21 protein-coding genes, 1 tRNA gene and 1 other RNA gene are annotated in these 16,358 nt (G+C 67.3%); 10 read left to right on the top strand and 13 right to left on the bottom strand.

The genetic code is table 11. From position 1 onward, the window contains the following. Positions 1-38 precede the first annotated feature (38 nt). Positions 39-126: transfer RNA gene (locus tag ACTIEW_RS15045), tRNA-Ser, on the top strand. A gap of 277 nt (positions 127-403) precedes the next feature. Here ACTIEW_RS15045 and ACTIEW_RS15040 read toward each other — a convergent pair. After that, positions 404-1,339 carry an IS1595 family transposase gene (locus ACTIEW_RS15040; RefSeq protein WP_439478714.1) on the bottom strand — a complete coding sequence of 312 codons (936 nt, stop codon included), beginning with the start codon at positions 1,337-1,339 and terminating at the stop codon, positions 404-406. Between the two features lie 188 nt (positions 1,340-1,527). Here ACTIEW_RS15040 and ACTIEW_RS15035 point away from each other — a divergent pair, with 188 nt between their 5' ends. After that, positions 1,528-1,728: a hypothetical protein gene (locus tag ACTIEW_RS15035; RefSeq protein WP_439478713.1), complete on the top strand. Its 201-nt coding sequence runs from the start codon at positions 1,528-1,530 to the stop codon at positions 1,726-1,728. A 3-nt stretch (positions 1,729-1,731) separates the two neighbouring features. Then, positions 1,732-2,049 (top strand): hypothetical protein, encoded by a 318-nt coding sequence (locus ACTIEW_RS15030; RefSeq protein WP_439478712.1) that lies wholly within the window; start codon positions 1,732-1,734, stop codon positions 2,047-2,049. A 3-nt stretch (positions 2,050-2,052) separates the two neighbouring features. Here the strand turns inward: ACTIEW_RS15030 and ACTIEW_RS15025 are convergent, their stop codons facing one another. From ACTIEW_RS15025 to ACTIEW_RS15010, 4 genes are read right to left on the bottom strand one after another with little or no spacing between them, the layout of a single operon-like run. After that, positions 2,053-2,775 (bottom strand): SIMPL domain-containing protein, encoded by a 723-nt coding sequence (locus tag ACTIEW_RS15025; RefSeq protein ID WP_439478711.1) that lies wholly within the window; start codon positions 2,773-2,775, stop codon positions 2,053-2,055. Between the two features lie 48 nt (positions 2,776-2,823). Next, the gene (locus tag ACTIEW_RS15020; RefSeq protein WP_439478710.1) at positions 2,824-3,060 is read right to left on the bottom strand and encodes a ribbon-helix-helix domain-containing protein; all 237 of its coding nucleotides are present in this window, start codon (positions 3,058-3,060) and stop codon (positions 2,824-2,826) included. Further along, complete coding sequence (locus ACTIEW_RS15015; protein ID WP_439478709.1) at positions 3,054-3,551, bottom strand: isoprenylcysteine carboxyl methyltransferase family protein; 498 nt, start codon at positions 3,549-3,551, stop codon at positions 3,054-3,056. The genes ACTIEW_RS15020 and ACTIEW_RS15015 overlap by 7 nt, the downstream gene beginning before the upstream one ends. Then, a complete protein-coding gene (locus ACTIEW_RS15010; RefSeq protein WP_439478708.1) occupies positions 3,551-4,582 on the bottom strand; it encodes a type III polyketide synthase in 1,032 nt (343 codons plus the stop codon). The genes ACTIEW_RS15015 and ACTIEW_RS15010 overlap by 1 nt, the downstream gene beginning before the upstream one ends. A 144-nt stretch (positions 4,583-4,726) precedes the next feature. Between ACTIEW_RS15010 and ACTIEW_RS15005 the strand changes: the two genes are divergently transcribed. Further along, the gene (locus ACTIEW_RS15005) at positions 4,727-5,485 is read left to right on the top strand and encodes a Coq4 family protein (RefSeq protein ID WP_439478707.1); all 759 of its coding nucleotides are present in this window, start codon (positions 4,727-4,729) and stop codon (positions 5,483-5,485) included. Positions 5,486-5,575: 90 nt separating this feature from the next. Beyond that, the gene (locus ACTIEW_RS15000) at positions 5,576-6,520 is read left to right on the top strand and encodes a DMT family transporter (protein WP_439478706.1); all 945 of its coding nucleotides are present in this window, start codon (positions 5,576-5,578) and stop codon (positions 6,518-6,520) included. Here ACTIEW_RS15000 and ACTIEW_RS14995 read toward each other — a convergent pair. Continuing rightward, positions 6,517-6,678 carry a hypothetical protein gene (locus ACTIEW_RS14995; protein WP_439478705.1) on the bottom strand — a complete coding sequence of 54 codons (162 nt, stop codon included), beginning with the start codon at positions 6,676-6,678 and terminating at the stop codon, positions 6,517-6,519. The genes ACTIEW_RS15000 and ACTIEW_RS14995 overlap by 4 nt on opposite strands. 1 nt (position 6,679) lies before the next feature. Continuing rightward, positions 6,680-6,856 (bottom strand): DUF4169 family protein, encoded by a 177-nt coding sequence (locus tag ACTIEW_RS14990; RefSeq protein WP_439478704.1) that lies wholly within the window; start codon positions 6,854-6,856, stop codon positions 6,680-6,682. A 214-nt stretch (positions 6,857-7,070) separates the two neighbouring features. On the opposite strand from ACTIEW_RS14990, the gene ACTIEW_RS14985 reads away from it, so the two are divergent. After that, on the top strand, positions 7,071-7,469 hold the full coding sequence (locus ACTIEW_RS14985; protein WP_439478703.1) for a YccF domain-containing protein: 399 nt from the start codon (positions 7,071-7,073) through the stop codon (positions 7,467-7,469). A 6-nt stretch (positions 7,470-7,475) separates the two neighbouring features. Here the strand turns inward: ACTIEW_RS14985 and fumC are convergent, their stop codons facing one another. Beyond that, positions 7,476-8,867: a class II fumarate hydratase gene (gene fumC, locus ACTIEW_RS14980; RefSeq protein ID WP_439478702.1), complete on the bottom strand. Its 1,392-nt coding sequence runs from the start codon at positions 8,865-8,867 to the stop codon at positions 7,476-7,478. 84 nt (positions 8,868-8,951) lie between these two features. Here fumC and ACTIEW_RS14975 point away from each other — a divergent pair, with 84 nt between their 5' ends. Beyond that, positions 8,952-9,572: a peptidylprolyl isomerase gene (locus ACTIEW_RS14975; RefSeq protein ID WP_439478701.1), complete on the top strand. Its 621-nt coding sequence runs from the start codon at positions 8,952-8,954 to the stop codon at positions 9,570-9,572. Further along, on the top strand, positions 9,569-9,925 hold the full coding sequence (locus tag ACTIEW_RS14970; RefSeq protein ID WP_439478700.1) for a RusA family crossover junction endodeoxyribonuclease: 357 nt from the start codon (positions 9,569-9,571) through the stop codon (positions 9,923-9,925). The genes ACTIEW_RS14975 and ACTIEW_RS14970 overlap by 4 nt, the downstream gene beginning before the upstream one ends. 183 nt (positions 9,926-10,108) lie before the next feature. On the opposite strand, the gene ACTIEW_RS14965 is transcribed toward ACTIEW_RS14970, so the two are convergent. From ACTIEW_RS14965 to miaA, 5 genes are all read right to left on the bottom strand, one after another. After that, positions 10,109-10,867 (bottom strand): C13 family peptidase, encoded by a 759-nt coding sequence (locus ACTIEW_RS14965; protein ID WP_439478699.1) that lies wholly within the window; start codon positions 10,865-10,867, stop codon positions 10,109-10,111. Positions 10,868-10,927: 60 nt separating this feature from the next. Next, a complete protein-coding gene (locus ACTIEW_RS14960) occupies positions 10,928-11,419 on the bottom strand; it encodes an SspB family protein (RefSeq protein WP_439478698.1) in 492 nt (163 codons plus the stop codon). A 401-nt stretch (positions 11,420-11,820) separates the two neighbouring features. After that, positions 11,821-12,187: a transfer-messenger RNA gene (gene ssrA / locus ACTIEW_RS14955) on the bottom strand. Between the two features lie 23 nt (positions 12,188-12,210). Continuing rightward, positions 12,211-12,804: a hypothetical protein gene (locus tag ACTIEW_RS14950; protein WP_439478697.1), complete on the bottom strand. Its 594-nt coding sequence runs from the start codon at positions 12,802-12,804 to the stop codon at positions 12,211-12,213. 110 nt (positions 12,805-12,914) lie between these two features. Further along, positions 12,915-13,817 carry a tRNA (adenosine(37)-N6)-dimethylallyltransferase MiaA gene (miaA, locus tag ACTIEW_RS14945; protein ID WP_439478696.1) on the bottom strand — a complete coding sequence of 301 codons (903 nt, stop codon included), beginning with the start codon at positions 13,815-13,817 and terminating at the stop codon, positions 12,915-12,917. Positions 13,818-14,055: 238 nt separating this feature from the next. On the opposite strand from miaA, the gene ACTIEW_RS14940 reads away from it, so the two are divergent. Together ACTIEW_RS14940 and ACTIEW_RS14935 are read left to right on the top strand one after the other, a co-directional pair. Beyond that, positions 14,056-15,123 carry an Mrp/NBP35 family ATP-binding protein gene (locus ACTIEW_RS14940; RefSeq protein WP_439478695.1) on the top strand — a complete coding sequence of 356 codons (1,068 nt, stop codon included), beginning with the start codon at positions 14,056-14,058 and terminating at the stop codon, positions 15,121-15,123. Positions 15,124-15,182: 59 nt separating this feature from the next. Then, the gene (locus tag ACTIEW_RS14935) at positions 15,183-16,280 is read left to right on the top strand and encodes an NADH:flavin oxidoreductase (RefSeq protein ID WP_439478694.1); all 1,098 of its coding nucleotides are present in this window, start codon (positions 15,183-15,185) and stop codon (positions 16,278-16,280) included. The last annotated feature ends 78 nt before the right edge of the window (positions 16,281-16,358 follow it).

Below are 16,358 nucleotides of genomic sequence, written 5' to 3'. Positions count from 1 at the left end.
AGTCGCGCGAATCCAAAAGCCGTGTTATTCAGAAGGCTGAAGACGTGGCGGAATGGATATCGTCCCGGTTTGCTAAACTGAGGGCCCTGTCGCGGGGTGCAGGTTCGAATCCTGTCGTCTTCGCCACTTAGCGGGCATACCGCAGCTCAAAGAGTGGAAAGGCGGTGGGGCGCGACATTCCCCACCGCACCATTTTTTTCCAAGATTGTTGATCTTTTAAGCCCCGCATAGCATTCTGCTATGTATCGCAGCTTGCCACGCGACCCCCGCAAGGGGGGTGAGCTGTGTGTTCTCGGGCCTTGTGTCCGAGTGGCGAAGACGACTTCAAAAAGCGAGGCGGGCCGTGGGAAACTACGACCCGCCTTTGTTTTTGCGCAGTGCAATCAGGCGTCTAGCCTTCTGCTTAAGCGTACGCGGCTTCACCAGCCCGCCGATACATAAGGCGCTTTCCAGCGATCATGCGGAGGGCTTCGTCGGTACGCATGGCATCGTTGATGCCGAGGCCCGAACGGTTGGAATAGCGGAAATCGAACTCCGCCAGATAGCGTTTCAGGTGGGCTTCCGAGACGTGGTGGAACGTCCCGATGATGCCGCGCTTGAGGATGGAGAAGAAGTTTTCGGCGGTGTTCGAGTGGGCCTTGCCGCGCACGTATTCACCGCTCTTGTGGTCAACCGCTTCGTGGCTGGCGAACTCTTGGCCGGGCTTCACATAGAAGGAAGCGCCGTCCGTCATCAGGTGGCTGGTGCGGTGAACGCTGGTCATGATGATCGGGCGAAGGGTCTTGGCGTTGACGTTGGCGACATGGAACGAGCGGGCGCGACCGTCGCGCTCAACCAGCGTGACGACAGCTTGCTTGGCACCCGCGCCGCGCGTGAACTGGCGCTTGTTGACGTGCTTGTTCTTCTCGCGTCCGCCGATGAATGTTTCGTCGGCTTCAACGGTCTTGTCAGGGCCACCGAGGGGAGCCGGGCTGGTTTCGGTCATGGCCTCGCGGATGCGGTGGCACATGAACCACGCGGTCTTGTAGGTCACGCCGAGGGTGCGACCGATCTGGTGCGCGCTAATGCCCTTTTTTGAGGACGCCATCAGGTATGTGGCCAGCAGCCATTTATTGAGCGGCACCTTGGAGCGTTCAAAGACGGTTCCGACCGTGATCGTGAACTGGTCGCGACAGGCGTTGCACTGGTAGAGGCCAGCGCGGGCGCTGCGGCCCTTGATCGCGGTGGCTTCGTTGACCACGCCACAGTGGGGACAGACCGGGCCATGGGGCCAGCGGGTTTGCTCCAGATGGTCGCGGGCCTTATCTGCGCAGGTGAAGATCGGGTCGGTGAGGTTCATCGGTCGGCTCCAATGAAAATACCCTACAGAAGCAATGCTGCTTTGTCACGTATATAAATGCCGACTCATCGGGAGAACATAAGGGGCACGAAGGCGGATGTCAGCGCCTGCCTGCCGCCGGCCTCACGGAACCGGCAAGCGTCGCCGTCGTTTCCGCAGCATCGACAGACTGGGGAAGGGACTATTTCATGACCGACAACAATACGAACAACAGCGGTGGCGGCGGCAACGCCGGGCTGGCCTTCATCGTCGGCGGCATCGTCGTCGTCCTCGCCATCGTGGCCTATTTTGTCTTCGCCCGCGGCGGCATGGCCCCGGAGAGCAAGGACATCGATGTCGACGTCAATCTGCCCGAGGTCTCCGCCCCGGCCGTTCCGACGGTGAACTGAGCCATGACCGATCCCAACATTCCTCCGCCCGAGCGGCCTGAGGTCGTTCATCACACCACGATCAACAATCCGCCCAAGAGCGGTGGCGGCGGCAGCTGGATCGCCCTGCTCGTGGGCGGTCTGGTGGTGGTCGTCATCATCATCGCCGTGGTCGTCTTCTCGAATCGCGGTGCGATCGAAGCGCCCGACGGCACGGACATCTCCGTCGACATCGACCTGCCGCGTCCGGAACTGCCGGATGCGCCGAAGATGCCGGACCTGCCGGATGTGCCGCCCGTCAATCCACCGGTCATGCCGCCCGAGCCGGCGCCCGCGACCTGAGCGTCAGCGCAGCTGGTAGCTGACCGTCGCGACGACCCGGACCCGCTTGTCGAGCGATGTCGACTCGCTGTCGATGTCCTCGCGGGCGAGGATTTCGAACGAGCCCTGGGTCGCCTGACGGATCGGGCCCAGCGGCGCGCCGGAGTCCTTGGCGAACTGCTCGGCGCCGGATCGCGCCGAGGCGGTCGCCTCGGCGATCATCGCCGGCCGCACCTCGTTCAGCTTGGTGAAGACATAGGTTGGGGCCGCGAAGTCCAGTTGCACGCCCTCGCGCACCAGATCGTTCAGCGCCCGCTCCGTTTGCGCCACGCGCTGGACGTCCGTGGTCCGTACCGTGACGCTCTGGGACAGGATGTAGCGGACGACGTTGTCGGTCGAACCGTATTCACGCGCCCGGGTGTCCGTGACCTGTAGCCGGCCGATCGTCACCGCCTCGGCTGGATAGCCCTGTCGTGTCAAAAAGGCCCGCACCAGCGCCAGGTCGGTGTCGATCTTCGCCTGGGCCGTGGGCAGATCGTCATTGGCCGCCTTGAAGCCGAGGTTCAGAACCGCGAGGTCCGCGACCACATTGCGCTCCGCCAGACCCCGCACCGTCACCTGCCGGTTGCCGACCTGGGCGTTGACCACGCCGGAGCCGATAAAGGCCCCCGCGCCGATCAGTCCGATGGCGATCAATCCTCCGAACAGGGCGGGCGGGATGAGGGTCTTGTCGATCTTGTCCAACACAGCGGCTTTCCTTCTGGAAAACCGACCATGCGCCAACCCTGACGGGTGTCAATCGGCCGAATCCTGTTCGATGAAAGATCGGTCGCCGCCCGTCCAGGCCAGCGCCAGAAGGCGGCAGGCCGAGGCCAGGGGCGTGCGCCCGCGACGCTCGTCGATCCGCTTCAAAAGCCCCGCTTGCGACAGGCCGCCCGCGGCGGCGACGGCGTCCAGAACGGTCCAGAATTCGGCCTCCAGCGCCACAGAGGTGGCGTGGCCGGACAGGGAGACGGATCGCTTCCTCAGCATTGTCTCCGCCCCTCCAGCGCCCGGTCCTCAATCCGGATCCGCCAGCCGACCAGTAGCGCGTTGGCCAGGCTCCAGACCAGAGCGATCCAGACCTGCCCGAAGGCCAGCGGCAGCACCGCGATCTCCAAAGACGCCACCAGATAGTTCGGATGGCGCACGAACCGGTACGGCCCGCGGTGGACCAGCGGCGCCGAGGGCAGGGTGATGATCCGCGTGGTCCAGAACCGTCCCAGCGTGGCGATCACCCACAGCCGACCGAACTGCAGCAATCCATAGAACGCCAGCAGCCAGGCGTTGGGGACCGTGGTCAACGGGGTGAACATCGCCAGCGCCGTCAGCCAGCCGACGTGCAGGACGATGAACAGGGAGTAGTGGTTGGCCCCGACCTCCATCGCACCCTCGTCCAGCAGGCGACGGGTGTTGCGGTTCGCCAGCCAGAGCTCCCACAGTCGCTGCATCGCCACCGCGACCAGGATAGGGCACAGCCACATCAGGCGTGCACCAGCATCAGGGCGGCCGTGAAGCCCGGCCCCAGCGTCGTCAACAGCAGCGGACCCTTCGCCCCGTCGTCGAGCATCGCCTTCAGCACGAACAGCACCGTCGCCGCGCTCATGTTGCCGTGGTCGCGCAGCACGGCGCGGGTGTGGACCAGCGCGCCCTCGTCCAGTCCGAAGCAGCCTTCAAGGGCATCGATCACCTTGGCCCCGCCGGGATGACATACAAACCCGCCGACATCGGCCGCGATCATCCCCTGCCGGCTCAGAAAATCGATGGCGACCGGGCGGAAATCGTCCCGAACGAGTGTGGGAATATCCCGGCTGAACACGACCTTCAGTCCGTCGTCGGCGACATCCCAGCCCATCACGTCCAGACTGTCGGGCCAGGTGTGTTCACGGCTCGCGCCCAGCGTTGGCCCGGATGCGTCCGATCGGCATGAGATCACCGCCGCGGCCGCGCCGTCGCCGAACAGGGCCGTGGCGACCAGATTGCTCTTGGAGCGGTCCTGGGCCCGGAAGGTGAGGGCGCACAGCTCCACCACCAGCAACAGCACCCGCTCCTCCGGGTGAGCCCGGGCGATGTCGGCGGCCCGCGCCAGTCCCACCACGCCGCCGGCGCAGCCCAGCCCGAAGATCGGCGCCCGTCTCACGTCCGGCCGGAACGGCATGACCTGCATCAGTCGAGCGTCCAGCGCCGGTGTGGCGATGCCGGTCGTACAGACCACGACGATGACGTCGATGTCGCCGGCCGTCAGCCGGGCCTGATCCAGCGCCCTGCCGGCCGCCTCCGCCAGGAGGGGCACCGCGCTTTTAAGGAACAGGTTGTTGCGCTCGGAGAAGCTGTGCGGCTTGAGGTACCATTCGATCGGCACGCATGAATGCCGCGTCTCGATCAGGGCGTTCCGGTAGATCGGCGCGAGCCGCTCGAAGCCGCCGTGGGTGGTGGCGAACATCTCCGCCCCGTTGGCCGCCACATCCTCCTGGCGAAGCACATGACGCGGCCAGGCGAGGGCGAGCGATTGCAATCGGGGCGCCGGCGCCGGGGTATGAGCATGAGGCATCAAAACGCGGCTTTCAAAAATGTATTGTCGTTGTTAACCCAAGCTGCGCAGGCCCGTTCCAGTCCGACGCTTCATTCGCTACACTGGGACATCTTCCCGGACGCCGCCATGACCCTGATTTCCGCCGACGTCGATGATTTCCGCAAGGTACGCTCCGAGCGCCTGCGCCCGCTCGCAGCCCTGAAGGCCTTTCGTCGGCTGATCCGCGACAAGGAGGACACCGCCGAGGTGTTCCGCATCATGCAGGCGCTCAGCGGCCGGTCGGTCTCGCGCGGCTATCACCGGATGCTGTCGACCATGGAAGGCGGTCGCCAGGCCTTCCTGCGCGAGGAACTCGCCCACAAACTCGACGACCCGGTCTGGCTGGCCCGTTTCCAGCCCGGGACGGTCGGCGCGGCCTATCGGGCGTTCCGCGAGGCGCGGGGCTTCACCGCCGACGGCCTTGCGGAAGTCGAGCGGGAGGTCGTGCCCTTCATTGACGCGCCGCACCCGGTCGTCTGGTATTCGCGCCGGCTGAGGGACGTCCACGACATCTGGCACGTCCTCACCGGCTACGGCACCGACGCGCTTGGGGAGGCTTGCGTGGTCTCCTTCTCCTTCGGCCAGACCCGCAATCTCGGTTTCGCCTTCATCGGCTGGGGCGCGGCCCGCGAGATCCGGCGCGAGGTCCGTTCCATTCCCGCCCGCCGCGCCGTCTGGCAGGCGTACCGCAACGGCAGGGCCGCGCGCTGGCTGCCCGCGCTGGACTATGAGGCCCTGTTCGAACAGCCGCTGGAGACCGCCCGCGCCCGCCTCAACATCCGCCCGCCCTCCGTCTATCAGTCGGTGCCGGTCGAGGTTCGCGCGGGGCTCAAGCTGCGCGGCTGAGCGCGCTTTCCGGACGTCATAAGCCGGACTTGTGTCATCCGTTCCAAAACCCGGCTTGCCCCGACCTCCGGCATCCGCCACTGGGCGTGGGTGACCTCCCCCGATTTCGTTCCTCCCGTCGCCCGTCCGCCCCTGTCACGGACCACCCTGCTGGGCATCGGCGGAGTGCTGGTCTGCGCCATGATCTGGGGCACGACCTGGTACGCCATCACCCTTCAGCTGGGGACGGTGGCGCCGCTGGCCTCCATCGTCTGGCGGTTCGGCCTTGCCTCGGCCCTCCTGTTCCTCGGCTGCCTGATCGCCCGCCAGAAACTGCGGCTGACCCGCGCCCAGCATCTGGCGGCGCTGGGGCAGGGGGCCTTCGCCTTTTCGATCAGCTACAGCTTCACCTATGCCTCGGAGACCCACGTCGCCTCGGCCATCGTCGCCGTCACCTTCGCCTCCCTGACCTTCATCAATCTGGTGCTGTTTCGGCTGGCTGCCGGTCAGAAAGCCGCGGCCGCCTCATGGGGCGGAGCGATCCTGGGCATTTTGGGTGTGGTGGTCCTGTCGGGCGGCGAAGTGCTCAAGGCAGGCTTTGACCGCGAGGCGGCCCTCGGAGTCGGCCTGGCCCTGATCGCCACCACCGCCTCGGCCTTCGGCAATTTCTTCGCCTGGAAGGGCCAGACCCACGGCTCTGCGGCCATCCCCTCGACCGCCTGGGCCATGGCCTATGGAACGGGTCTGCTCGCCGTCTACGGGCTGGCCACCGGCGTCGAGTTCACCATCGATCCCACCTTCACCTATGTCGGATCGCTGCTCTATCTGTCGGTGTTCGGATCGGTGATCGCCTTCGGGATGTATTTCACCATCGCCCGGATGATCGGCTACGCCATGGCCAGCTATATCTCGGCCCTGACGCCGCCCATCGCCATGCTGGTTTCGGTGCTGTTCGAGGGCGCCCGCTTCGGCTGGCCGGCCCTGGCCGGGCTGGTGCTGGTGCTGTCGGGGCAGGCGTTGCTGATCCGCGCGCCGAAGGTCGTGGCGGCCGGCTAGAACCAGCCGCGCTTCTTCTTCTTCGGCGTCTCCGCGGGCGGGGCCTTTTCTCCGCTCTTGGCGGCGGCCTCGGCGTCGCGCCGTTTGCGTTCGGCGGTGACCCGAATGGCGACCAGCATCGGGATCAGTCCGTGCCGGTTGTGTGGCATATCCTCCATTTCAGTCCTCCAGCTTCGATCCGTCCAGCAGTCGGGCGGCCCGCTCGCGTTCCGCCTCCGCCTTTGTTCGCTCGGCCTTGGACCGTCCATGGGCGGCGCGGTTGGCGGTCGCCGTCGCCCTGGCCTCGGCCTTCGCCCGATCCTTGCGCACCCGGTTCAGATTGACGATCTCGCCCATGCCGACCTCCGATATGCCGCCTGACGCGCGATCCGGCGGGTCTCCCGCGGGCCGACGTCGCCGGAACGAGGTCACGGTAGACCCGGTTCAGTCCGGCGAACACCTCGAAACGACCGGCCGGTTACCGCGAATTCACCCGGGACCCGCTGTCGCCCGAGCCGCCTTCGACCTATCTGGGGGATGCGCCGGCTCGTGGCGCGACGGAACGACGCCCTTGATCCGCCTGATCCTCAACCTGCTCTGGTTCGTCTTCGGCGGCTGGCTGTCCGGCCTGCTCTGGCTGTTCGGCGGCGCTGTGTTGGCCCTGACCATCGTCGGCCTGCCGTGGACCTTCGCCGCCTGGCGGATCGCCAGCTATTCCTTCTGGCCGTTCGGCCGCGAAGTGGTCTGGCGCGACGAACTGGGGGCGCACGACGTCGGAACCGGGCCGCTGGGCCTCGTCCTCAACGTCATCTGGTTCCTGTTCGCCGGCTGGTACATCGCCCTGTCGCACCTGCTGATCGCCGTTGCCGAGTTCATCTCCATCATCGGCATCCCGTTCGCGCTCAAGGATCTGGAACTGGCCAAACTGGCCCTCGCCCCGATCGGCCGGACGATCCGCGACAAGCCCTGATTGGGCTTAACCCGGCGAGATCATCTTCTCGGGCCGCACCGCCTCGTCGAACTCGGCATCGGTCAGATAGCCGCCGCCGACCGCCTCCTCGCGCAGGGTGGTGCCGTTTTTGTGGGCCGTCTTGGCGATCTTCGCGCAGGCGTCATAACCGAGCTTGCCGTTCAGGGCCGTGACCAGCATCAGCGAGTTGTCGAGGCCGCGCTTGATATTGTCCTCGCGCGGCTCGATCCCGACCACGCAGTTGTCGGTGAAGGACACCGCCGCATCGGCCATCAGCCGCACCGACTGCAGGAAGTTGTAGGCCATCACCGGGTTGAACACGTTGAGCTCGAAATGCCCCTGCGAACCGGCGAATGTCACCGCCGCGTGGTTGCCGAACACCTGGACGCAGACCTGGGTCAGGGCTTCCGACTGGGTCGGATTGACCTTGCCCGGCATGATCGACGAGCCCGGCTCGTTCTCCGGCAGGGCCAGCTCGCCCAGCCCCGAACGCGGGCCCGAGCCGAGGAAGCGGATGTCGTTGGCGATCTTGAACAGCGAGGCGGCGACCGTGTTGATGGCCCCGTGGCTGAACACCATGGCGTCATGGGCGGCCAAGGCCTCGAACTTGTTCGGCGCCGTGACGAAGGGCAGGCCGGTGATGGCCGCGATCCGCTCGGCCACCTGTTCGGCGAACCCGACCGGCGCGTTCAGCCCGGTGCCCACGGCGGTGCCGCCCTGGGCCAGTTCCATCAGCTTGGGCAGGGTCAGCTCGATCCGCTCGACGCCGTTGGCGACCTGCTGGGCATAGCCGCCGAACTCCTGGCCCAGCGTCAGCGGCGTGGCGTCCTGCGTATGCGTCCGGCCGATCTTGATGATGTGGTCCCAGGCCTTCGCCTTGGCGTCCAGCGCCGCCTGCAGATGCTTCAGCGCCGGGATCAGGTCGTTGACCACCTGTTCGGCGCAGGCGACGTGCATGGCCGTCGGGAAGGTGTCGTTCGACGACTGGCTCATATTGACGTGGTCGTTGGGGTGCACCGGCGTCTTGGAGCCCATCTCGCCGCCCAGCATCTCGATCGCCCGGTTCGAGATCACCTCATTGGCGTTCATGTTGGACTGGGTGCCGGAGCCGGTCTGCCAGACCACCAGCGGGAAATGGTCGTCCAGCTTGCCTTCGATGACCTCGTTCGCCGCCGCGACGATGGTCTCGCCCAGTTTCGGGTCCAGCTTGCCCAGAGCCATGTTCGTCTCGGCCGCCGCGCGCTTGACGATCCCCAGCGCCCGGACGATCGGCAGGGGCTGTTTCTCCCAGCCGATTTTGAAATTGCCGAGCGACCTCTGCGCCTGCGCCCCCCAGTATCGGTCCGAGGCGACCTCGATGGGGCCGAAGGTGTCGGTCTCGGTGCGGTGTCCAGACATGCGGCGCGGGCTCTCGAAGGCGTGGCGGGAGGATGCGCGGCGGTGTAGCACGAGCAGGCGAAGGGGCAAGGCGGAGGACCGGCGATGCGGACCATGATGACGGCGGCGGCGCTGGCGGCCATCGGCCTGACGTCCTGCGCCACGACCACCAGCGCACAGGATGCGCCGCGCGTGGTCATGGAGACCGACGCCGGCCGGATGGTGGTCGAACTGGATCTGGCCCGCGCTCCGCTCTCGACCTGCAACTTCCTCAGCTATGTCACCGACGGCGACTATGACGGCGGCCGCTTCTTCCGCACGGTCGTTCGGGCCACCAATGCCGGCAATCCCCATCCGATCGATGTCATCCAGGCCGCCACCCCGCGCGGCGACGATGACGACCTGCGCCCTCCGATCCCCCTCGAGCGCACCCGGGACACCGGGCTCAGCCACGTCGCCGGGGCGATCTCCATGGCCCGCGACGGCCCCGACACGGCGACCTCCAGCTTCTTCATCGTGACGCAGGATACGCCCGCCCTGGACTTCGGCGGCGGCCGCAATCCGGATGGCGAGGGGTTCGCCGCCTTCGGCCGCCTGGTCGAGGGCCTCGACGTCGCCCGCCGCATCCAGATGTCGCCCGCGAACAGCGAGGAACGGCTGACCCCGTCCGTCGTCATCCGCTCGACCCGGATCGAGGGCCATGTACCGCCCGGGTGCCATCCGTGACGGCAGGCTGGATTGGTACGGGAAAGGTCCGCGCCCGCGAGACCGGCGACACGGTCGAACTGACCATCGACGGCCTGACCACCCAGGCCAAATACTACAAGCCACTGGTCTATGAGTTCATGCGCAAGGAGTGGACGTCGCGCCCTTCATACGGCGACTACACGGTCGAGATCCTGATGGAGCACATCGGCGACCCGCCGTGGATGGACCTGGACAACCTCGCCAAGGCCCTGCTGGACGCACTCAAGGGCTATCTGTTCCACGACGACGCCCAGGTCGCCCGGCTGCTGGTCGAACGCCGCGAGGGCGAGCGCGAACGGATCACGATCAGGGTGTTTCCGCGCTCGACCTGACCCTCTCCCGATGGGAGAGGGCTTGAGCGCCCGCGAGCGAAGCGAGCGGTTGCGCGAAAGGGTGAGGGGCCTGCTGCGGTCGGCGAAAGCCGTACCTCCGTCCGCGCTACGGCTTACGCCGTTGGATGCACCCGACCCTCATCCGGCCCTCCGGGCCACCTTCTCCCAATGGGAGAAGGGATCCTACGAAGGGCGCTGAAAGCGCAGTGTCGGCAAGCGCAGCTGCATCTCCGCTCCCACGAACAATTGCGGCTCCGACGCCGGGCTCACGCCGCGCTCGGTCTCCTTGCGCGTTACACAGGCCCGCGTTCCCGCCGCCAGGGCCAGGAAGTCGGTCGCCGTCGGCAGGGTCTCGATGATGCAGCCGTCAAACCACGGATAGGTCTCGTCAGCCCCGCAGCCAAAAGAAGTCCGCTCGCGGCTGGCGGCGGTCAGCACCATCCGGTTCGGCGCAGACAGGGCGTTGACGAAGATGCCGGAATAGCAGGCCGAGACGATCACCACCGTCGGCCGGGTCCCGCACGCCGCGCGGACGATATTGGCCATCATGTCCGGCGTCATCCGCGGCGCCTCGCCGAACACCATGGCGGTCGGCACGCCGTGCGAGGTGAAATACAGCAGGCATCCCGACGTCCCCCGCGTCGCCGCCGCATTGATTCCCTCCAGCACGGCTGACGCCGAGACCGGCTGCGGCGCATCGGGTCTCAGGCTGTAGTCGACCATATTGGCGCGCGTGAAGCCGGCGGAGAGGAAGCCCTTCACCAGATCGCGCCGGGCGTTGTCGAAGGCCTGGATCGGCCGGTTGGCCCCGTCCCGCCAGTCCGCCGCGACGATGGCCGAGGTCCAGTTGGCGAACCGGCTGGGCGGAGCGGCCGTCTGGGCATGGGCGGACGCCGCGAACCCGAACAGGGCCGCCAGAACAAATATCAGACCCCGACCCATGCACTCCCCCGGCCTTAAGCCCGGCCCGAGATTATCGAAAGGCGCGGCGAGGGAAAGGGCCTACTTCTTCCGGAACTGGTCCAGCGACACGACCTTGGGGCCGTCGTCGTCGCCGTCCGCCGGCGGAGTCCGGTCTGGCTCGGCGGCCGCGACCTCGGCGGCGATCTCCTCAACCGTCGCGGGCGCCTCGAACTGCAGCAGGAACTGCACCGACGGATCGTAGAAGCGGGTCACGGCGGTGTAGGGCATGGCCAGCACCTTCGGCATGCCGCCGAATTTCAGCATGACGGAAAATTTCGTCGGCTCGACCTTCAGGTCCCAATACTGGTGCTGGAGGACGACCGTCATCTCGTCAGGATATTTGGCCAGGATGTCCGGCGGCACGCTGACGCCCGGGGCGCGGGTCTTGAACGTCACATAGAAATGGTGCCCCCCCGGGATGCCGTCGGGCAGGGCGGCCCGTTCCAGCGCCGAGCGGATGACGCCGCGCAGCGCATCCTGCGCCAGCTGCTCATAGTGCATCTCGTCGACGGGGGGCGTCTCTTGGGCCATGGGTCGCCTCGATTGTTCGCGCGAACTGATAGCTGTGCGCAGAGGCCGGCGAAAGGCGCCAAGATGGGAAAGTGCGAGGAGCTCTGTTGGCTGCCCCCCACATCTTCCGAAAGACGAGGGCGGGTCCCTGAGATGGACCATCCGTTCGCCGAGTTGAATCTGGCTGGCGCGACGCCTTCCGGGCCAAGTGTGATGAACCGGCCATCGTCGGGGCAAGCGCGCGGGAGGCGGGTCAATTCAAGTGACGAACAGCCTGGGTGGAGGGCTTCTGTTGGCAGGCGCCCCCAAACCTTCCCCGGGAAGACAGGAGGGCGCCTTCTGATAGGGGAAAGTGCCAGGGGTTCTGTTGGCAGGCCCCCCCCATCTTGCAAAAGAAAGAGGAGGGCGCGTCACTGGAGGTAGGTGGAGGGCTTCTGTTGGCAGGCGCCCTCCGGGCCCCGCCCCAGGAACTGATCCCTGAGGACTTAAGTGTTCGAAATCACCCGAACCGCTTATGCGGCGAGAGCGACTTCTCCAGCGAAGTTATCGTTCGCAGTTAGAAAATGGCCCGATACGGTGGGCCAGGACGGGCGAAAGCAGTCTTCTTTACACGTCCGTCGATGCTAGTCGGCCCCATGCTCGCTCCGCCGATAACGCGGGGAAGAAATGGTGGAGCCGCCGGGAATCGCACCCGGGTCCGGTCCGCTTATTACAAGCGCGTTTATCGCCATATCCGGAGCAAGCCCCGGCAGAACCAATATAGGGTCTCCCGCGCCGGCTTCCAAGGACCGAAGTGAGGGCTGCGTTGGACGTCAGTCCTCGCGGTCCTCGCGCAGCGCCCGGCGCGACGCCTCCAGCGCCTCGCGATAAGCCTCGCCGTCCCCGAAATCGCCGAACCCGGCGTAGCGGCCGTGTGCGCCCATCAGTCGGCGGGTATGCTTGATCGGGCACCAATACTGCTCGGTACGCGCCGAGACCTCCCGGACATAGGCGATGACGCCGTTCACATACGAGCAGTAGGCGCAGTTCAGCTTTTCGACGGCGTTCAGATACGGCAGGCCGGTCCGGTCGAAGATCATGTAGCGCCCCCGCGGGACCTGTGGGATGCCGTAAACGCGGAAGCAGATCGCCTGGTAGAGCGACACCCACAGATCGACCACGGCGAACGGCAGGATCAGCGAATAGATCACCGGGGCGCTCAGCACGTACAGAACCGGCGCGCCCAGAATGTATTTCATCAGGTGGACGCGGCGTTCCTCGAGCCGGCGCAGGGCCTCTTCCTCGAACCGGGCCCGGCCATGCTCCAGCCCGAACCGGAAGCCCGACCGCTGCCGCGAGAATTCGGCCGCCAGATCGTGCTCCAGCGCGCGGATTTGTTCGATGAGGGAATCGACCCGATTGGTCATGCGCGCTCTCGAAGTTCGCGCGCGCAACGGATATCGGCCCGGGCGACGTCGCTGTGGCTGATGCGACCCCCGCACCCGGTTTCTGCATAGCATCCGCTCCGGCCGGCGTCTCAGGGCGCGGGCGCGCGGACCGCATCAGGCTCCGGGAGCCGATTCCACTCCGGCGTCTGGTTGCGGAACCAGGTCAGCTGCCGCTTGGCGTAGTTGCGCGTGGCCTGGCGCGTCGCCTCGACGGCGGCCGCCAGCGTCGTCCCGCCCGCCAGATGGGCGGCGAACTCGCGCACCCCGACCGCCTTCATGGCGGGCAGGGCCGGGTCCAGCCCACGCGCGATCAGCGTCCGCACCTCGTCCAGCGCCCCGGCCTGGACCATCTGCGCCACCCGCAGGTCGCAGTTGGCGTACAGGGTTTCGCGTTCCGGCTCGATCACCAGCCCCGTCCACGATCCGGGCGCCAGCAACGGCGTCGTGTCCGCGGTCCAGTCGCTGAGCGCCCGCCCGGTGTGTTCCGCCACGGCCCAGGCCCGGGTCAGGCGCTGGCGATCCCCCGCCTCGATCCGCGCCTCAGCCGCCGGATCGACCTCGGCCAGCCGACGGCGGAACGCCGCCTCGCCGTCGGCGTCAAAGGCGACGCCGGCCGCGTCGCGCACCTCGATCGGCACATCCGGAATGTTCGCCAGCCCCGTGGTCAGGGCCGTAAAATAGAGACCGGTCCCACCCACCAGCAGGGCCGGGCGTCCCTCAGCCGCCAGTTCGGCCAGCACCGGCATGACCACCCGGCTCCAGCGTCCGACCGACCAGGCGTCGGCAGCGTTGGCCACTCCATAAAGCCAGTGCTCGGCCATGGCCTCTTCCGCGGCCGACGGACGAGCGCTCAGCACGCGCAGGTCGGCATACAATTGCTGGCTGTCGGCATTGACGATGACGGCTCCCGTGCGCGCCGCCATTTCCAGCGCGCGCCGCGACTTGCCCGAGGCGGTCGGGCCGGCCAGCAGGGTGATCAGAGGCGGGGTCAAGCTGCGGCTCCCTCTCCCATGGGGAGAGGGCTTGAGCGCACGGCGCCGTTTTCGGCGTCGCCCTTGCGCGAAAGGGTGAGGGGTTGCATTCTTGGCCGGTAAGCGCACATCGGCCACGTCCGTTTTAGTGTGTATCGCCAACCATCCCGCCCCTCACCCTTTCGCGCAAGTCCGATCGCCTTCGGCTATCGGGCGCTCAAGCCCTCTCCCAATGGGAGAGGGAGCATGGAATCGTAATTTGCCCGACCGCGAAACCGTCCTCGCCGCCCTCGACGCCGTCCTCGATCCAAAGACAGGGCAGGGGCTGGTCGTCGCCGGTCTGGTCCAGGGTCTGGTCGTCACCGACGATCGCGCCGGCTTCGCGCTGGAGGTCGCCGCCGCCGACGCCGCCCTCTACGCCCCGATCCGCGACGCCGCCGAGGCCGCGCTCAAAGCCATCCCCGGCATGGTCCGCGTCGCCGTCGTCCTGACCGCCGAGACCTTGAAGGTGTCCGCTCCGCGCCGCGCCTCCCTCTCGCCCCAGGCCGTCGATCAGGGCCGCCCTAAGGCCCCCGTCGCCACGGCGCGACCGGCCCACGTCCGCCGTGTCCTCGCCGTCGCCAGCGGCAAGGGCGGGGTCGGCAAGTCCACCGTCGCGGTCAATCTCGCCGCCGCCTTCGCCGCGCGGGGATTGTCGGTGGGCGTGCTCGACGCCGACGTCTACGGCCCTTCGATCCCGACCATGCTGGGCGTCTCCGGCGCGCCGGAGTACATCGACAACGCCATCACGCCCCATGTCGCCCACGGCCTGAAAGTCATGTCGGTCGGTCTGCTGACCAAGGCCAATGACGCCATGATCTGGCGCGGCCCCATGGCGTCCCAGGCCCTGACCCAGATGCTGACCCAGACCCGCTGGGGCACAGAGGACGCGCCGCTCGACATCCTCGTCGTCGACCTGCCGCCGGGCACCGGCGACGTCCAGCTGACCCTTGTGCAGAAGACCCCGCTCGACGGCGCCGTCATCGTGTCCACCCCGCAGGAGGTGGCGCTGGCGGACGCCCGCCGCGCCCACACCCTGTTCCAGAAGGTCGAGGCGCCGACGCTCGGCCTGATCGAGAACATGACCGGCGCTGTGTTCGGCCGCGGCGGCGCGGAAGCGGAGGCCGGCCGTCTGGGCATCCCCTACCTCGGCGACCTGCCGCTCGACGCGGCCCTGCGCCAGGGCGGCGACGCCGGCGTGCCGACCGTGGTCAGCGACCCCGACGGGGATATCGCGGGCCGGTTCGCGGGCTTCGCTGAGGCCCTGGCGAAAAAACTCGACCTGTAGGGTTTTCAAACGCAACCCTAACCGCCACCTTGTGTGTTCCAGTCACCTGAGAACCGCCCATGTCCGTCGACGCCCTGTTCCGCCCCTTCCAGGTCAAATCGCTGAAGATGCCCAATCGCATCGTCATGGCGCCGATGACGCGGTCCTTCTCGCCGGGCGGCGTTCCGAGCAGCGACGTCGCCGGCTACTACCGCCGCCGGGCCGAGGGCGGGGTCGGGCTGATCGTCACCGAGGGCACGGTCGTGGAACGCCCCGCCGCTCGTAACGACGCGAAGGTGCCGGTCTTCCACGGCGAGGCCCTGCCGGAATGGAGGAAGGTGGTCGAGGCAGTCCATGCCGCCGGCGGGCTGATCGCACCCCAGCTCTGGCACGTCGGCTCGGCGCGCGGGCAGGGGGCCGACTGGGCGCCGCTCGGCAAGGTCGACAGCCCTGCGGGCATGACCAGCCCCGGCAAGCGCGGCCTCGAGCCGATGACCGACGAGGACATCGCCGACACCATCGCCGCCTTCGGCCGCTCGGCCCGCGCCACCCGCGAGCTTGGCTTCGACGCCGTCGAGATCCACGGCGCCCACGGCTATCTGATCGACCAGTTCTTCTGGTCCGGCCTCAACGACCGCGCCGACAAATGGGGCGGCGGGACCATCGCCGACCGCGCCCGCTTCGGGGCCGAGGTGGTCAAGGCCGTGCGCGAGGGCGTCGGTCCGGACATGGCCCTGATCCTGCGCCTGTCGCAGTGGAAGTCGCACGATTTCGCGGCGAAGAACGCCCATGACCCGGCCGAGCTGGAAGCCTGGCTGGCGCCGCTGGTCGAGGCCGGCGTCGACGTCTTCCACTGCTCCCAGCGCCGCTTCTGGGAGCCGGAATTCGAGGGCTCGGACCTGAATTTCGCCGGCTGGGCCAAGAAGGTCACCGGCCTGCCCAGCATCACCGTCGGCTCGGTCGGCCTCGACGGCGAATTCATCGCGGCCTTCGGCGGCGCGGGATCGAAGCCCGCGTCGCTGGACGGCCTGATCGAACGGCTGGAGCGCGACGAGTTCGACCTCGTCGCCGTCGGCCGCGCCCTGCTGGCCGACCCCCACTGGGTTGAAAAGATCCGCGACGGCCGTCTCGACGAGCTCAAGGACTTCGAGCGCTCGGCGATGGCGACGCTCAGCTAGGTTCTGGGTTCTAGGTTCCAGGTTCTAGAGCGGGACTCGTTCACACGGAACCGTATCCGGAGTTGACGAGGTAGTTGG

Origin of the sequence: Brevundimonas sp. (genome assembly GCF_051860745.1) — a bacterium.
GTDB lineage: Bacteria > Pseudomonadota > Alphaproteobacteria > Caulobacterales > Caulobacteraceae > Brevundimonas.
The sequence above is the reverse complement of the archived record's forward strand: the minus strand, read 5'-3'. Positions and strand labels throughout refer to the sequence as shown.

Coding starts and splice junctions, on each gene's coding strand:
- ACTIEW_RS14950 (WP_439478697.1), bottom strand. CDS start 12,804: ATGACCAATCGGGTCGATTCCCTCATCGAACAAATCCGCGCGCTGGAG.
- ACTIEW_RS15040 (WP_439478714.1), bottom strand. CDS start 1,339: ATGAACCTCACCGACCCGATCTTCACCTGCGCAGATAAGGCCCGCGAC.
- ACTIEW_RS15020 (WP_439478710.1), bottom strand. CDS start 3,060: ATGCTGAGGAAGCGATCCGTCTCCCTGTCCGGCCACGCCACCTCTGTG.
- ACTIEW_RS14960 (WP_439478698.1), bottom strand. CDS start 11,419: ATGGCCCAAGAGACGCCCCCCGTCGACGAGATGCACTATGAGCAGCTG.
- ACTIEW_RS14965 (WP_439478699.1), bottom strand. CDS start 10,867: ATGGGTCGGGGTCTGATATTTGTTCTGGCGGCCCTGTTCGGGTTCGCG.
- ACTIEW_RS15035 (WP_439478713.1), top strand. CDS start 1,528: ATGACCGACAACAATACGAACAACAGCGGTGGCGGCGGCAACGCCGGG.
- ACTIEW_RS14935 (WP_439478694.1), top strand. CDS start 15,183: ATGTCCGTCGACGCCCTGTTCCGCCCCTTCCAGGTCAAATCGCTGAAG.
- fumC (WP_439478702.1), bottom strand. CDS start 8,867: ATGTCTGGACACCGCACCGAGACCGACACCTTCGGCCCCATCGAGGTC.
- ACTIEW_RS15005 (WP_439478707.1), top strand. CDS start 4,727: ATGACCCTGATTTCCGCCGACGTCGATGATTTCCGCAAGGTACGCTCC.
- ACTIEW_RS15015 (WP_439478709.1), bottom strand. CDS start 3,551: ATGTGGCTGTGCCCTATCCTGGTCGCGGTGGCGATGCAGCGACTGTGG.
- ACTIEW_RS14990 (WP_439478704.1), bottom strand. CDS start 6,856: ATGGGCGAGATCGTCAATCTGAACCGGGTGCGCAAGGATCGGGCGAAG.
- ACTIEW_RS15030 (WP_439478712.1), top strand. CDS start 1,732: ATGACCGATCCCAACATTCCTCCGCCCGAGCGGCCTGAGGTCGTTCAT.
- ACTIEW_RS14995 (WP_439478705.1), bottom strand. CDS start 6,678: ATGGAGGATATGCCACACAACCGGCACGGACTGATCCCGATGCTGGTC.
- ACTIEW_RS14975 (WP_439478701.1), top strand. CDS start 8,952: ATGCGGACCATGATGACGGCGGCGGCGCTGGCGGCCATCGGCCTGACG.